Here is a 17,077-nt window from a genome sequence, read left to right on the forward strand (position 1 = left end):
GTGAAGCGACACGCGCTTGTTGACCTGAAGCTGAAATCAGGAGATTATCCTCATCAAGCCACCGTTTATAGGATTTTAGATCCTTTAATCGCACAACATAAACAGAAGACAAAAGTCATAAATCCGGGATCGGGATCTTGGATGACAGTTGTAACACGAGATGGACAGCTACTGAAGGCTGACTTTAGTAACCAAATTATTCAATGCGACCATACTAAGCTGGATATTTGCATAGTTGATAGTGATGATAATTTATTGTCTGACCGTCCTTGGCTAACCACTATTGTGGATACTTATTCAAGCTGTATTGTTGGTTTCCGCTTATGGATCAAACAACCAGGTTCTACAGAGGTGGCTTTAGCTTTAAGACACGCTATTTTGCCACCAAAGGGTGTGACTATCAAACCCAGACCAATTCGGTTATGTGGTGCTTGCTATGCAGAAGAACCTTATCATCGAATTGAGTGGCAGTATAAGGAGAAAATAAAGTGCGATCGCCACCAGTTGAGTTTATTAACAAAATGTACTAACTGTGAGACACCATTTCCAATCCCTGCTGATTGGGAGCTAGGCGAATGCACTCATTGTTCCCTGCCTTTTGCAAAAATGGTGAAGCGTCAAAAGATTTATTGACCTCTAAATGTCTAAGAAAAATATACGTTTATAAAACAGATGCAGTAGTATTTGTCACTCAGACACGGCAGAATTCTAGAGATAAAATTGTAATAAAGTAAAATTAGTCTTGGAAACAAGGTTTAGGGAAAATTGGACTGGTCTAGCTTCAATCTTCATGGCGATGCTCCTCAACGTGCGTTCGAGTCCCTAACAGGAATACTTTTTGTCCGTTTTTATGTGTACGACTCGAACAGTGCGGGCAGTTAATCTTCTGAGAACTAAAATACTGCGTCCCATCTAAAGTCACCAACAGATACCCGCCTAGACACTGATACGGCTTCAGGTATCCACGCTGATGCAAGCCTTGGTAAATCCAGGTGAACACCTCAAATAGTTCTTGGCCTGCGATCGCATCCAGGATATTGCGAATTTGAGGCGTGGTCGGAATTAGCGTCAAGTCAAACAACCTCTGGGCATTATCTTTGCCACAACGGCTGTACATCTGACGTTGGTGTTCCAAAAACGACTCGCATTGCATGAAAAACACTGAAAAAGCTCCTAGTACCGTGTCTTTCAGACTGTAGCGAGTGGCATTGCTAGCTTGTCGGGGGTCATTCATCTGAGCAATTGCCCGGTGAAGAAATCCCAGCAAGACTGCAAAACTCAGTGTCATTGGCTCCATCTCAATGCCCTTGAGGAAATACTTCTTTATCCTCAAGCTAGATTGTACCTGTTGTCAAAATTGAATTTCAAATTGCTGGACTTAATCGGTTTTCTCTAGCTACAACTTCGGTTATTGGCAATGATTTTGCTAAACTAATAATCATAATTAAGTTTTTTAGTCATTCGGCGTGTCACGGGTTCGAGTCCCGTCAGTTCCATTACAAGGGGCTGTAGCTCAGTTGGTAGAGCAGCCGATTGTTATAAGCAAAAGGTTAGGAATCGCTACATCCTTACCTTTTACTTTGCTATTTTTATTCCTGCAAATACTGGAATGTAGTAAAAATAACATTGATTGCATTAGCAAGGTATTTACTTTACGTAAGTAGATTTTTTCTGAATACCATCACTAATTACGCCTATTGTAAAATGTGCTAACTGCGGATACTGTTCTCCCTAATCAATGGAGGCATGAGGAATGCTCACATTTTTTATACTTTGTGCAGGAATGGCAAAGCGTCAGAAGAAGTGTAGACAATTCCTGCTTATAACTTTCATCTAAGCCAAGCGTGGATATGCCAGTCACATAAGCATAATGAATTAAAAAAGAGGTGAAAACCAAGCTGGTTAATAGTTTCAGCAATTTAAGCTTTTGCAATTTTACAGATAACCTCTCATTCAGTCACATGACAGTCACATAAGAATTGTAGAAGACGAATCATGCCCAGAATGGTACATACTTAGCATGTTTGCGAGACATATTTTCTGGATCGTAAGGTTTTATCAAGCCTGTATCGATTGTGTCTGCTATGATTCGGGATGCCATTGAGTAGTTCTCGTCTTTGATAGAGAACCGCTCTCGTAGTGATGAGTTCGTCATGCGATCATTGGATACATAGCGCAAACAGGCATGTTGGTAGCAAGCTCGGACTCGATCAGCTTTGTCCATATCCGCCAACTTCTTATAAGCAAAAAGTGTGACTTTTGTGTGATTAGTTGTAACTTGAAATTCGGGGGCAGGTAACTGGAAAAGCTCTACCATTAGGATAACTTTATCAATACCGCTTCCCCGCTCCTCACAGATGTTAATACGGCGCATAAAAGCAGCTAAATCCTCGTTACGAGAACGAGGTGGTTGATCAATAAACCGCATTGTATCAATAAGCGGTACACCTGGATTAGTAATCTCAATTCTGTCAGTGAAAATTTCAATGAGCGGCCCCGTACCAGTTATATTAAAATCTTGGTGAATAATAGCATTCGCAACTAATTCTCTAATAGCTAGTTCTGGGTATATCCGTTGTTCTCTGCGAAATGCTTGACCAATCTGCTCATTTTTAGGTAGTTGGTCATTAATAAACCCTAGCATTCCTTCAAAATCAGTAGCATAACCTTTGACGCCAGTTTGCTCTCGCTGGCTCTCAACCCTATTCTTACCCTTGTAGATTACTACTCTAATAGCCTTTCGAGACAAGCGTTCAAAGTTTCGTAAATCTTTTGCAAAAAGAATACCTCCTAGATTTGTTACATCAAAGATATTATTTGTTTTTTGGACAATAAGTCTTTCCGAGATTAGTCGTTGTATTATGCCATCCCGATTGTCTGGCAGACTTTGTTTTGTCATATCGAAATAAACTGGGTAATTAATATTTTTTATGACCTCATCCGCAGTTAAGCTTTCTAAAGCTATACTTTTTTCAAACGGCTCAAGCGAAAATAAAACCCATAATTCCCGCTCCTTCTCAGGGAAATCTTTAAGCAACTGTCTGCAACTACCTACACGGATATACTCAACTCCTTTGAAGCGAACAGGAACATGGTTTGCTTTAGGTATTTCAAAAAAAACTATATTTTTTCCTTCAAAATTGAACTCGTGTATTTTAAAGTTTATTCGAGGAGATAATTGGGTTGCTAGCCAATTTTCTAGTTCTTGGTTTCCAATTTTTTCTAACCGAGGTTTAAATTTAGTACCTAATATATCGTGACTAATATTATCCACTCCCCACACAATATAAGCGGTATTTTCTCCATGTAAAGTTGCAGAGTTAGATAAAGCTGATAGGTATTCACCTATATCTTCTGGGCTACTATTATTTACTTTGAATTCAACCCACTCTGTTTCATGAGTTAATGATGTTAGTGCGAGTAATATTGATTTTAAATGAACTGTATCCATATTGCTGCTTCAGACTGGTAAGAACGCTATATCAAATTAGGAAAAGTATATAATAAATACAAAAATGAACTCTTTAATTGATTTTCATCTAATTCTCCTGTTTCCTATTTCAATTCAATATCGTAATTTTATAAAGTAATTATACTGTCTGCTCAGTATATTTTATATCAAATAAAAGCGATCGCACTCTAAAGTCACTCACAAACTCGCTAGTTTTGTCAACTCTATTCGCCAATCTTCATCATGTCGTAGGACAAGGATATGGTAACTAGTGTTGTACTTGAGATTGTCCCGTTCAATTTGGTCTTGCTGGCGTTTATCAGGGCTGTCATGAACTGAACCGTCGCAAAAAATAGCAATGCCATCTTCCTTATAAAGAAAGTCTGGCTTACAGTTCGTCTCTGGAATCAATTCTTGTGCAGCATCGGGTAGTTTATATCCGCGTTGATAAATTTCTTCTAAAACTACTCGCTCAAATTCGGAATTTGGATCTGTTTGTTGCAGCAGTTGTTGATACTGTTCATCACGAGATATTCCTTCTATCTGCACTGTACTTTTTTCCAGTTCATCAAGTAAGGGTTTGATGAGATGGCGATTTATCAAAGCATGGTCGAACTGGTTGCGGTAAGAAAGCAAGCATTCATAGCAAGCTTGGACACAGCTATCTTTAGTTTCTTTGAAATGGCAAATATCTAAAGCTGCATCGGCTATTTTTTGGAAAGCATCAGGCTTTTCTAATAGTTGAGAAAGGACACCTACACCGCCTTCTGCCGCTTCCCAGAACAGCAAATATTTCCCGTCTCCCAGGCGTTCGGAGTCGAGTTCATCGGCTTCCAATTTATATACTGCTTGGATGGCAGTTTCCAAGACATATTGCAGAGTGGCAATAAAAGCTTCTCTTTCGTCTGTGGGTACACCTAATGGTTCAACAACTAAGATATTGCAGGTGTTTTTCACCATTAAATTAACATCGGTGTGAATGCTATCTTTTGCTGAGTCGTTTTTGGCATCGCCCCAAATACCAGTTTTGATATCGAGTTTAAATCCTCGTTCCTCGCTTTTTTTCTTGTTCAGTCCGCGATTAATATGCCAGATGTCTGCCGTAGCGCCATAGGTTAAACGTAATAATTCTGTGCCATCGGCGGTTTGTACAGTTGCTGATTGGCGTTTTTGCTGGTCGTAACGGAAATGGGTGGTGATATTGTAACCGTATTTAAGGCGTTCTTCTTCATCGCAGGTAATGCGTTCTCGTCTCCAGGCGATCGCAGTTTCCATTGATAATAAGCGAGTAAGCAAAGCCTTATTATTGTTACTATCGGCAAGTTTTACGCCGCAGTTCTCACAGGTATCGCGGTTACTGGCTGCCCCTTCATGGAAATAACCACATTTAAAACAAACATTTGCCCGTTGATAGTCAGCACCACTAACAGGCATTTTGGTTTTAGCCACCATAAATTTACTACCCTCGTAGTAAATAACATTACCAGGGGCAAATTCTCTCAAAGCGACGCTGCGGAGACGGGAAATAAATTCGCCACTTTCTTCTGTGGGAATAAATGCCCGAACTGGTAAGCGAGGGAAGTTAAACCCAGGTAAAAATCCCTCGGCAGCAAAGTAACGATAAGGGTAAAATTCAAACTGATTATTACTCCTGCTTTGGACTTGTCCTACTAACAGGTCAATTTGTCGCAATGCTTCTTTTTCTTGGGCTTTAGCGATATCCCGTTCTTCTTGGGTCGCATAGCCTCTGGTATAACGACTTGTGCTGTCGCGGGCTTTGTCTAATTGTTCAACTGCATCTTTGTATAGTCTACGCCAGCGATCGCCAGCTTGATCAAAAGCATTATGTGCATTTTCTAGGGTAAACTGTAACCAATTTTCCGAATACCAAGAGGTTTTGTTCAGATCGTTTTGGCAGAAAGTATCAGATAAAATCAGTTTTGTGGCTGCCAGACATTTGGCTAATTTTTCCTGACTCATGGTGATTCGCTGGCTTACATCTTCTTTTAGCGGACAGTCTGGCGAATCTAACTCCAGAATTTGATTCATGGAATTTTCCAGGTATAAGCCAGTGTGTGCCAGCCAAATTGAATACACATGAGATTTAATTAAATCCTGGTTAGCTAGTTCTAATTTGGGTGGGGCGACGACACCAGCAACCATTTGACTTTGACGTTTAAAGAAATATTGGTCGTGACCGCTACCAATGGAGGCATAAGTAATTACTAAAGCTTCCTGTCCACTTCTCCCGGCGCGACCACTGCGTTGGGCGTAGTTGGCTGGACTGGGGGGAACATTCCGCAGATGGACAACGCTGAGGTCGGAAATGTCTATCCCCAATTCCATTGTCGGGGAACAAAATAAAGCTGCTAATTTCCCATGACGGAATGCGTCTTCTCGTTTCTGGCGGTTTTCGTTTTTGACCTGTCCGGTATGTTCTCGCCCTTCCAGTGCTTTAATTTGATGAGCGTTAGTTTGGTAAAAGTCTTGGAAAAATTGATTAACAGAAGTATTTCTTTCGCTACCCTGCAAGCGACGGGAGGTTAAAGGGTCGGGGGGAATTTCACTTAATTTTGACGCTACCCAGACCATTGAATTAATTTTTAGTTGGACTTCTTCTTCCTTCTTGTATAAGTAACCTGCATCTGCCAAAGCATTTACCAGAGCATTAATTAATTCGTTATAATCTGACTCTGGTAAAGGTTTTTGCAACCAATTCCATGCCCGATGAGAACGCAGAAAGCGCCCGATTTCACCACGAAATGTCAGTCTAATTGTATTCCACCGTGATTGACCTTTTTTCTCAGTGGGGTTGAGGCTTGCCCAACTAGCTTCGTGTAAATATTCAAAAGTATCAATTGTCCAAGGGTCTTTTAATGCTTGGGATACTTCCTTTTTCAGTTGTTCTGTACCCTCTTGTTGTAAAATTTCCGCATCAATTACCAATTTTTTTCGCAGATGGTCAAGAAAGGTTTTAACAACAAAATATCTTTGTGACGGTGAGGCTTGCAGTAAAATTGGATGGCGGTATTTTTGCCAGAGTTGAGTATTTTCACAAGTTGCTAATAGTTCGGCGTATTCTATGGTTAATAGACCGCATTGTTCTAGATTGGGCTGAACAATTCGCCAACCGCGACGTAAATCTTCGTATAGCCGATATTCAATTAAATTGCTAAAAGCTTCTTCATTCTTGCGTTTACCAAAGCCAAATTCTGCGGGTTGAATTGCATAATCTTCTTGAGATAAACCCATTTGTCTGACAACTTCCGCCGCAAGTACTTTGTGAGTTAACTTATGATTTTCTTGAATAGCACTATTCAAAGCTGCCCGCAAGAAACTGGTTTGGACAAAATCATTGAAATGTCCTGCCTGTAATGAAGCATCCTGACGGTTATCAGTAAAGCTGAGGATTTTTGCGGCTTTGGCTTTCTCGCCAGTGAAAACTTGTTTGAGGCGACTGACGGTAGAAAGGCAAAGTAGAGTAGTTGCGGTACTACGTCCTTCACTACTTAGACGAGAGAGTTTGGTAAATTCGTTTTTCTTTTGGTCGTACAATACACCGCAGTGAAGACAGGTAAGAAAGGGTTTGGGAATAAACCAACAGGTAGTTCCCTGTAATACAGAGTTTATGATTTTACCGTTGGGTAGAACTTGCAGTTTTTGGGGAATAAAAGGTGCATATTTTTTTTCGGGGATACGTCCATGCTTTTTAGTTTCTTTAAACCATGAGTCTGGAAGTCTCTCTTCATCGTCTTTATCCCACAGTCCTGGTTCATCAAGGGTAAGGTAGCCTTCCTTGATATCTTCATTGTCAAGACTATCTAAGGCTGTGGGTAATTGGGGCAGTACAATATCTTTTTCAGAATCGTAGTGCATCACGTAATAGTCCTGTCCGCATTCTCGACAAAAGACGAGGGGATAAAGTAGGCGGTTTTCGGTGGTTGTATACTGGCCTTCCAGGGTGAGAAGTCGTTTATCTCGATTTTCAATGGTGGCGTAAACGCTACCGCCTTGGGAAATAAACTGATGCAAGCGGAATGCCAACCCCTTAGTTTTGCTTCCCCAAAGAAATATTTGTTTGAGGATATTTAAGCAAGTTTCTTCGTTGACTTGGGTTTCATTAGCGAGTTGTGTTGCACCTGTTTCTAGGGTGATGGGTGTACGGCGCACGAGATGACCTTCTTTTTCGTCTAAACCAAAGTTCATCTCTACCCAGTGGCTAAGGGGATGCTGTTTAAAAGCGTCTAAGGTTTGTTCGGACTTTGGGGGTAAATCTTGGATAATGCTTTCCCGCAATTTATCTGTGGTGGGTGCAGCACCTTGGATGGAACGTTCTAAAGTTTCATCAATGACGTTGCTGGGTTGAATTTCCACACCGAATAATTTACTAGCAACATCTGCCACTACCTGACGACGTTGTTGGCGGGAACCTTGGGAGGACATGGTGGCGCTAGTGCCAATGCACAGAAGTTTTTGGCCGCAGCGTTGCCGAAGTTTGCGAATTAAGATGGCGACATCTGCACCTTGCCGTCCTCTGTAAGTATGCAGTTCATCTAGTACGAGGAATTTTAAATCGGGGGATGCTACTAATTTATCTTCGTGAGTGCGCGAGAGCATTAACTCTAGCATCACGTAATTTGTGAGCAAGATTTGAGGCGGGTTGTTTTGAATTTCGGTTTTCTTCTCTAGTTTTTCTTGCCCAGTGTACTTTTCAACGCGAATGTGGGTGTTAGGTACGTGTTTGAGAAATTTTCTTAATTCTTCTTCCTGAGAATTAATTAGAGCATTCATGGGATAAACCAAAATAGCCCTAACTCCTTTGATTTCAGGATGGTGTAGCAAATCATTAATGATAGGTACAACATAAGTTAGGCTTTTACCTGAACCCGTTCCTGTGGTGACAACGTAGGGTTCTTGACGTTGTGCTGTTTCAAAGGCTTGTTTTTGGTGGGAGTGGAAAGTAAAAGCTTCACCATTTTGTGAAAAGTAGCGTGTACAGTCTCGATGGAGAACACCTTGCTGTACTAATCTGGTGACAGATGCGCCAGGACGATATTTAGGGTTAAGTTGCACTAAAGGGTCAGTCCAGAGTTGACCTTTTTCTAACTCGTTATCGACAAATTTTTTAACCTTTTCGTCGCGGATTTTGAGGAAGCTTTCAATATAGCGGCGGTAGTCGCCTATTACTTCGTTGCGGAAATTAAAAATATCAAGGAACTGAGAATTGGTGAGAGAGGATGAGCTATTCTTGGCTGGTAGTTGATGATTTGTTCGACCTAAGCGTTGGTCAATCCATTCTTGAAGTTGATGATTAAAAGTTTGAGTAATAGTAGAAAAATTGAAGATTTCTTCGATTTCTTCTAAATCCCAATTTTGAGGAATACTTGTGAATAGCAGAGTTAATTGTTCGGATGTAATAGCTACTACTTCTGTACAATCTAGAAATGCTAACTTTTGACCTAATAAATTGCTAATAGGTAAAATTGCATTTTCAGGTTGCTGTAATAATTCTTGTAATTTGATATTAATTTTCATAAAATTTAATTCTCAGTTTTAGTAGATAGGGTGCGTTAACGAACTATAGCGGTTTTCGTTTGGATGCAATACACTTTAACCTCTCTCCAAACCTCTCTCCTTTTAGGAGAGAGGCTTTGAATCTTACTCCCCAACGCTAGTAGGGAAGGGGCTGTTCTTGTTAGGTCTGTTCTAAAACTTTTCTTACTTCCTCCATATCTAGTTCTAAACGTTCGGCAATTTGTTGAACAGTTAACCCTAGTTCCAGCAAAATTGGTATCATTTTTAATTTGGTTTCTAGTTTTCCTTCTTCTTTTGCTTCTTGATAAACTCTAGTTTCTTTAAGTATGTTTAAGTTCAGCATGGTTTCTCTGTACTCCAGAGTAAATCATCTAATTTAAGACTACTCTCCCAAAGCTTGTCTAATGGTGTCATCATCCAATTCTAATAACTCTGCTATCTCCTGAACACTGAGTCCCCTTTGCACCAGCTTTGGCAAAATTTTTAACTTAGCTTTTAACTCACCTTCTTCTTCACCTTCTGCTTTTGCTTCTTGATAAACTCTAGTTTCTTTAAGTATGTTTAAGTTCAACATGGTTTCTATCTCCTCGCGGCTTAAGTTAGGAAACTTGTAGACTACGATCGCCTCTATAAATTCTAAAACTTTTCTTTGGATGAGAGTGTCTGTCAATTCCTCCTTAGCCTTGCTAATTAGGGTTTTGGCGAATTCTCCGGCTTTGTTTTCACTCTCTACAACTAAGAGTGCAATTCCTATTCCCAGAGAATCATCTGGTGCGTTGTCAAGTTCATCTAGGTAAAAGCGACGTAGATGAGGTTCTAGCAAGGAACGATAACGTGGGGGATAGCTACGTTCATTGCTGCGTTTGTCATAAATAACTATTGTAAACCAGTCAGGGTTAGGTGGCTGATATTGGGTGAAGTAAAGGAAAATACTTGTAAACAGTCGGTCATAAAATTGTTTATCTCTGTAAAACTGAACCTCTACAAAGTATAGTGGTTCATTAGTTAATTCTTCAAGGGGAGAAAAGACACCATCTAATCGGAAGCTTGTTTGTTTAATTTCTGGTGCGGTAAACTCGTAAATATTGGTGTTAGTATCTGGCTTACCAATAATTTCAAAGAAAATGTTGGGAAATTATTTAAATATTTCGTAGAAAATTGCATCTGTTTTCATAAATTACGAATTACGAATTATTCAAACATTCTATCCCATGCTTCCAGCACTAATCTTTGGGTGCGGTATTCACCAAATTGTCTAATTTCATTGTTCTTCAAAACGCGGAATGTTTCGCTGGGAAAGTCTTTGCCGTAGATATCAGCAGGGTCTAGGATATATCGCAGTTCATCACGGGTAAGTCCGTAGAGTTTGGCGTAATATGCGTCTAATTCTGCTCTTAATAATGCGCGTCTGTTGGGATTCCAGATGAATGGTTCGCCGTCGTATCCCATATCTTTGGCGAAGGGTTGCATATCCCAGGCGGTGTAGACTAATTCGAGTACGCGATCGCTAATAAATTTGATATCTTCTGGGGTGTATAATTCTGGGGGAAGAACGGGAAGTTGTTTGACGATGAAAAGTGCTAAATCAGTTCCTCCTATCTTTTGTCTGGCGACAAAATCAAAAATTATTGAATTTAAATTTGCTCCTAAACAAGCAATCAGCTTAGGATTTGAAGGATTAGAAAATATTAATGGAGCTTTTCCCGATACTGCACATTTTGGTATAAACGTAGAAATAAAAGAACGTTCATCAGTTGACCTACAAATACTTCTAAAACCCAAAAGCCAATCTTTATTCCACTTTTCAGCTAAACGATTTTCCACCTCAACCCGACTCACCCAATAACGCGGTTGAACAGCAAAATGTGGATTTTGCTTTACTTCTTTTAATGGCTTTGGCAATATTCCTACATTAAGCTGTGCTTGTGTTGCATCTTCATAAGTTGAGTAACGGTGGTCAAACTGATGAAACATCTTTGCTTCATACAGTGGAACTAAACCATCACCCGCCTCATTTTTAAATAAACCGCTATCATTCGCCATGTGAAACATAGCCATAAACGAAATTCCCCAAGGGTTCCTACCTGTGTTCTCATTCTTCAAAACAGGAAAACGCTGATAAATTTTCTTGGTTAATTCTGCATCAGCACCAGTGCGAAAAACTGGACAAGTAAGTGTGTTAGGATTTAGTAAAAGAAATTCATATTTAGCAAGATTGAATTGTCTTTTTGGATCATTTGCTTCGGAAAAAGTATAAGCAAGCCAAGAAAAAGTCATTTCATTAAAATTGGTTTGCGAACCTCCAATGATAACAATACAGAAAGTAACGACGTGTTCAATTTCAGCAAAAATAAACCTCTCATTTTTAAATCCGGTTATACTTTTAAGACTTGACGACTCCACTAAATCACGGAAAAATTCTGATGTAGTTGAATCAGTTGCAATTCCAGTAGGAAGAATAACCCCAACTCTCCCGTTAGGTGAAATCAATTTTCTCGTAGTTTCAGCAAATACAGCATAAGTATTGATATCTCCCACCGCAGTCAGCAGAAATCTATTCGACTCACGGATAAACTTACTCTGCGCTTCAGCATCATGTTTTGCCTCTTCAAAAGCTTGTGCTAACTCAGGATTTTTCTTAGGTAATTCCTTAATCAACTTCTCCCGTGCTGCCTTATTTATAGCATTAGCTATTTCCGCGCTTTGAGAAGCAAAAAATTCTTTTTCTTGTAACTTAATCCGTTCCCAAGGTGGATTACTCAATACACAATCAAACCCACCTTGTCCAAATACTTCAGGAAACTCTAAACACCAGTGAAAGAAGTATTTTTCTTCTGCTAATTTATTCGCTGTATCTACAATCTTGTTTAATTCATAATTCCTAACTCGTAATTCACAATTATCATCTGATTTGCGAATTTTTTCTACTTTTTCACGCTTTAAACGGTTTAATGCTTCAGTTGTAGGTAGTAACTGCAAATGATGCTCAGTTAGTGGCAGAAAAAATGCTGCCGTCCATAAGTTGCAAGCAGAATATTTCAACCACCAACTAGATTCTTGCAGATTATCTTTATATTGCTTTTGCTTATATTTAACTTGTTGTGGTGTGGTTTCAGGAATTACCCCCAACTGTCGCCACATTTCCGCATAATCTACGCTATCAATTTCTAACTTTTCATCAATTGATAATTGTGCTTTGTTCTCCCGTTCTTTTTTATTCCGTTTCTTAAGATGTGTAGATAGTTTTTTATCATCACCTGTTACTGGCTTAAACGCTTCATCAGGGATTCCTTCATCTAAACAACTCAAATCCATCACTCCCACAAGGGAATTACCACACTTAATCCTATGATCTAAAAAGTTAAGAGGGAAGCCGCGACAAAAGCCTTCAATCCATAATGCTACTTTGCATAAATCAATAGCTAAAGGATTTAAATCCACCCCATAAATGCAATTTTGAATAACATCTCGAATCGCTAACTTTAAAGGCTCACTACCTGGTTCAGCTTCCCCAGTCCGAACTTTAGCTAGTTCCTTCCCTACTCGACGTGCTGCGGCTAAGAGAAAATGACCGTAACCACAGGCAGGGTCTAAAATTTTGAGGCTAAGTAGTTCTAATTCGTAATTCGTAGTTCGTAATGACGCTCGCGGACTCGCTACCGCTGCGCTAACGTAATTATTAGAGTTGGAATTGTGATTTTTTTGTTCGGCTTTGCGAAGTTTTTCATCAATTACAGGTTCTAAAGCTGTTTTTATTACTTGTCCCACTAGCTGCGGTGGTGTATAGTAAGAGCCAGTAGTTTTCCTCTCACTACCAAATACTAATTTGAATTCGTGATTTTTAGGAGTGACTTGTGGATGAAAGTCAAGCAGACTTTCGTATACGCTCCCCAATTCTTCGATGTCCAAAGCAGCATAATTTACCCGCCGCAATTGCCCCTTTTCTTGATATAACGATAACTCCCGAATCGCTACCAGTAAATCATGATTATCAATCGCACAATCATCTAAATCTGGCAGAGTTCTGGAACCAAATAAATCACCATTTAGTGGTGATAATCCTAAATATTGTCCCCGCCAGTTTTCATCAAACAACAGGAATGTCACCCGCAAACCCTGCCACAAATCTTGAAAGCCTTCCCGCCGCCAACGTGGACGCTCGGCTAACTCTCGCAGTCGCTCAATGCTGTAATATTCTTGGTAGATTCGTGCTTTCTCTACATCATCTCCAATTAATAAATTACGGGACTCTGCCACCATCAAAAACAGCAGGCGATAAATCAGCCGCAACAGTTGACGATAATAAACTAATTCGTAATTATCAAAAAACTTTTGGCGGAGGTGTTCGTTTTGCGGATGTTGGAGAAAACCAGTGCCTAGCTGTATTAGTGCTTTTTCTACTCCATCTCGGAGTCGATCGCGTACCCGTCCGCCCTGTTGCAGTGCTTCTTGGTGGTAAAATTCCAGTAAGCACTTATCCGCATCATCCATACCTTCAGGCAAGCGGGAACGGTGAAACAACCGATAAAATAGCCCAAATTCGGCAAAGTTCTCTCCGTTGAGAATCTGTTCTAAGTCAAATTCGATATAAGTTAAACGAGTCATTAGGGAAGAATCGCGCAGTAACCGCCAACGAAAACCATTAGTTGCGATCGCCCACAAATGTTCCGTTTTGTTAAGATACTCCTGCACCAGTGCGTGTGCTGATAACCTGGGTGTGCCACTGGGAGGACGATGATCCACTTTGATTCGACAACCGATAATGTGTATCGGTGGCTTGTTTTCGCCTAATTCCGCACGATGAGAAATCGCATAGGTTTGTCCCTCCACGATTTCGGCTTTAGCGGTGTAAACAGGGTTATATCCGAGACTGCGTAGTAAGGGAACTGCCCACAGTTCGCGGGTGACGCTAGTAGCGGCCTCATCTGGATCTAATCTGTCTAATTGCCGTTGAAATGCTGCCCAATAAGCTTTAGCATCACCCCATGCGATCGCAATTTCATCTGCTAGCTTATCAGTTTTGGTAAAACCAAAATCTTCTGGTGCTTGCCCTTTGACATTACTTGCCAGCAATTCGGCAGTTATATCTGCTGCTAGCAAATTCCCTTCAATCTGAACCCCTGCTAAAGTAATCTTTGCTACACTCATCTCTCACGCACCTAATATTAAAAATTGTCTAAAAAATTACGTAGCTTGCTTCCCCGAAGGGGTATTAAGAATTACGAATTTTTCCAGGTTGGAGAATATAAACCCCTAGAATGTCCATTGGTAGCTGAGGTTTAACCTGAATCTGTCCTTCTTGGGTGATGGCTCTGACTCGTCGATGTGATTGGGAGAGAGAATGCGATCGCTCTCTGGCAAATAGTTCTAAATCAGACTCCAACTCTGTGATTTTACTGAGTAAATCTTCGATTTCCGCCTGTTTGATGGCTAGAGGCGCATCACCCACAGGGTTAGCTTGTTCCAGCAAAGATTTTGCATTCTCTGGTGTCAGCCAGATGGGATTAGATGGAGCGCCTGTAAATCCAACTACTGCACACTCCTCCGCCAGCAAACTTTGATGTTTGGGACTGTTTAACAAATGCCGTAGTCGCAATAACAGCAAAGTCGTGCGCTTGGTGACAGTATCCGTCGTCGTAAAACCACACCGCGCTGCTATGGGGTCTTGACTATTCGAGAGTGCATCTTCAATAATGTGACGCGCTAAACCTTCTACCAAAGGGTGATTCCGTCCGACATATTCCACGCCTTCTGGTGCAGGGGTTGTAAAGGTGAACAAACGCGGTTTATCCCCCAGTGCAGGCTGGAGAAAATTAGGAATTGTGGATAATAACCAACCCTGTTTTTTCTTACTTAACGAACAAGATAGGCGATTTGTTGCTGACAACACAAACCGTTCCGCATCCTGTTCATTACCCAGAATTTGGTCAGATTCAATCAGTTCTTGCTCTACCTCCACAGGTTTGATTGACCGTTGAGCAAAGCGGGTACGGCTAACCTTTTCTCTTTCTACAGCTTTGTCCCAATTTTTATGAACTTGGTCAACAGCAGATTCTTTTTCATCCAATAAATCCAGCAGCGACAATTGCACCGCATCATGAGCGCGGTCAAATAAAGATTTAAAAACAGCTTCCGACACTGTGGTACTGTCCATTGGTACGGGGACAGTAATTCCTAAAGTCTTGTGAATCTGTACAGCTTTGCGAATTAGCACATCCAAAACTGCGCCATCTACCGGATTATCTGAACCGTAAAGCAACAAGGTTTTAACTTTACTTGCAGTTTGACCATAGCGGTCAATACGCCCTTCCCGTTGTTCCAGACGATTGGGATTCCAAGGTAAATCGTAGTGAATCACCGCACTGAAATGTGATTGCAGATTTACCCCTTCGCTCAAGCAGTCAGTAGCTACCAAAACTCTTTGAGGATATGACTTTAACTCTTGCAGGCGAATTTCTCGTTCGTCTTCTGAAAGTTCCCCAGTAATAGCAATGACTCGAATTTGACTCCCCTTCTTTTCTAGTTTTTGCTTGAGAGCATCAGCAACATAAATTGCTGTGGCAATATAGCGACACCAGATAATCGGGTTAAAACCTTCTGAAAGCAGGGTTTGTATGGAAGCGATACATGATTGTAATTTCTGGTCTTTCTCAAAGAGTAACTTTTGGGCTGCTTGCACAAAACCTTTGAGTTTGCGTTTATCTGTATCGCCATAGCTTTGCTGTCCCTGTTCTACGACCACATTCGGAGTTGCATCAACAGCTTGCTCCTGGTCTGTAGAGTCGTAAACGTAAGAACTCATTAAATCTTCGTCTAAATCAGGAAGCAAACTATCGTCACCCGATTTACTCACCTTACGGTTTAACGTTGCGATCGCGGCGGCGGGAGAAGACATCACACAACGAATCAACGCCAACGCTGACCAATAACGTCCCCGACGCTGGCCATAACTCATGTCCTCTGTCGTAGTTTTTACTAACCCACGAGCAAAGCTGTAGACATCATCAAATAATTGCTTATATTCCTTCGATAACTTGTAAGGCTTTTCTTCTGAATCTCTTTCAGGAAACGGCGTTTCATTCCCCAACCACTGTTTAACATCTGCCCGCCGACGCTGGATAAAATGACTTGCTAGATTGTCTCGCTGCTTGTCTGTGAGGCGGTCTAGGGTTAATTGCTCAAACTCCGGCTGAAGCAATCCTAGCAGGGATAAAAACGACTGTTCAATGCCACTGTGAGGGGTAGCCGAAAGTAATAATAAATGGCGATCTTTTTTCTCAGCAATCTGCTGAATTAATTGGTGGCGTTGCTGCCCAGATGTACTCTTGCTGCTGAAATGGGTACAAGTATGCGCCTCATCGACAATTACAAAATCAGGACAGTGTGTAATAAAACTTGCACGGCGGCGTTCTGCCTTGGCATAGTCTAGGCTAACAATCAGGTGTCGATAGTAACTAAATATATGAGAATCATTCGGGATTGCTCTCTGCAATTTAGAAGCTGTTCCAGAACGCACTACCACAGCATCAATATGGAACTTTTCGCGTAATTCCTGCTGCCACTGGTCGCATAAATGAGGAGGACACAGCACAGCTATCCGTTTTACCTCACCCCGATCTAAAAGTTCACGAGCAATTAATCCAGCTTCGATGGTTTTCCCAATCCCCACGTCGTCTGCAATTAGTAGTCGCACCGTTTCTAATCGCAATGCCATCAATAAAGGAACTAACTGATAAGGACGAGGACGCAGTGATAAACGCCCCAAACATCGAAACGGCCCTGCTCCACTTCGCAGCAAATGACGTGCTGCATCCATCAGAAGAATTGCTGCTGTATGATCTTTGATGCTGATAGCGCTTGGCAAGGGAAAGGTTGCTGGTTGCAGAGTTTCTATCCCTAACTCCTGAAGCTTCTGATAGACCCCAGCGATTTCCTCTTCGTTTCCTGAGAGAGGGCGCAGGCGAATAACGTCTTCATTTTCGGCAGGTAATACAACCCACTGCCGATCGCGACAACCGACTATAGAGCCTGGTATGGGGTTCAAGGTTTCCGTCATCGTTTCCCCGTATTTAAAAATAGGCAGCAGAGGAC

General features: G+C 41.1%; 8 protein-coding genes. 1 reads left to right on the forward strand and 7 read right to left on the reverse strand.

The genetic code is table 11. The annotated features are described in order from the left end of the window. Positions 1 to 633 (forward strand): hypothetical protein, encoded by a 633-nt coding sequence (locus HWQ41_RS01255; RefSeq protein ID WP_292759178.1) that lies wholly within the window; start codon positions 1 to 3, stop codon positions 631 to 633. A 148-nt stretch (positions 634 to 781) separates the two neighbouring features. Here HWQ41_RS01255 and HWQ41_RS01260 read toward each other — a convergent pair whose 3' ends face one another. The 7 genes from HWQ41_RS01260 to HWQ41_RS01290 all read right to left on the reverse strand — a co-directional run bounded on the left by HWQ41_RS01260 (position 782) and on the right by HWQ41_RS01290 (position 17,042). After that, positions 782 to 1,288, reverse strand: coding sequence for a hypothetical protein (locus tag HWQ41_RS01260; RefSeq protein ID WP_292759181.1), 507 nt, complete (start codon positions 1,286 to 1,288; stop codon positions 782 to 784). A 705-nt stretch (positions 1,289 to 1,993) separates the two neighbouring features. Next, a complete protein-coding gene (locus HWQ41_RS01265; RefSeq protein ID WP_292759184.1) occupies positions 1,994 to 3,451 on the reverse strand; it encodes an RNA-binding domain-containing protein in 1,458 nt (485 codons plus the stop codon). 198 nt (positions 3,452 to 3,649) lie between these two features. Continuing rightward, positions 3,650 to 8,986: a DEAD/DEAH box helicase gene (locus tag HWQ41_RS01270; RefSeq protein WP_292759187.1), complete on the reverse strand. Its 5,337-nt coding sequence runs from the start codon at positions 8,984 to 8,986 to the stop codon at positions 3,650 to 3,652. Positions 8,987 to 9,146: 160 nt separating this feature from the next. Further along, on the reverse strand, positions 9,147 to 9,329 hold the full coding sequence (locus HWQ41_RS01275; RefSeq protein ID WP_292759190.1) for a hypothetical protein: 183 nt from the start codon (positions 9,327 to 9,329) through the stop codon (positions 9,147 to 9,149). Positions 9,330 to 9,368: 39 nt separating this feature from the next. Beyond that, positions 9,369 to 10,112 (reverse strand): Rpn family recombination-promoting nuclease/putative transposase, encoded by a 744-nt coding sequence (locus tag HWQ41_RS01280; protein WP_292759220.1) that lies wholly within the window; start codon positions 10,110 to 10,112, stop codon positions 9,369 to 9,371. Between the two features lie 65 nt (positions 10,113 to 10,177). After that, positions 10,178 to 14,134 (reverse strand): restriction endonuclease, encoded by a 3,957-nt coding sequence (locus HWQ41_RS01285; protein ID WP_292759193.1) that lies wholly within the window; start codon positions 14,132 to 14,134, stop codon positions 10,178 to 10,180. Positions 14,135 to 14,198: 64 nt separating this feature from the next. Then, the gene (locus tag HWQ41_RS01290; RefSeq protein WP_292759196.1) at positions 14,199 to 17,042 is read right to left on the reverse strand and encodes a helicase-related protein; all 2,844 of its coding nucleotides are present in this window, start codon (positions 17,040 to 17,042) and stop codon (positions 14,199 to 14,201) included. Positions 17,043 to 17,077 lie beyond the last annotated feature (35 nt).

Origin of the sequence: Nostoc sp. NOS(2021), assembly GCF_017115025.1 — a bacterium.
Lineage (GTDB): Bacteria > Cyanobacteriota > Cyanobacteriia > Cyanobacteriales > Nostocaceae > Nostoc.

What these genes read in the sequence shown, in the direction of transcription:
- HWQ41_RS01265 (WP_292759184.1), bottom strand. Translation starts at nt 3,451, where the DNA reads ATGGATACAGTTCATTTAAAATCAATATTACTCGCACTAACATCATTA.
- HWQ41_RS01290 (WP_292759196.1), bottom strand. Translation starts at nt 17,042, where the DNA reads ATGACGGAAACCTTGAACCCCATACCAGGCTCTATAGTCGGTTGTCGC.
- HWQ41_RS01285 (WP_292759193.1), bottom strand. Translation starts at nt 14,134, where the DNA reads ATGAGTGTAGCAAAGATTACTTTAGCAGGGGTTCAGATTGAAGGGAAT.
- HWQ41_RS01270 (WP_292759187.1), bottom strand. Translation starts at nt 8,986, where the DNA reads ATGAAAATTAATATCAAATTACAAGAATTATTACAGCAACCTGAAAAT.
- HWQ41_RS01260 (WP_292759181.1), bottom strand. Translation starts at nt 1,288, where the DNA reads ATGACACTGAGTTTTGCAGTCTTGCTGGGATTTCTTCACCGGGCAATT.
- HWQ41_RS01275 (WP_292759190.1), bottom strand. Translation starts at nt 9,329, where the DNA reads ATGCTGAACTTAAACATACTTAAAGAAACTAGAGTTTATCAAGAAGCA.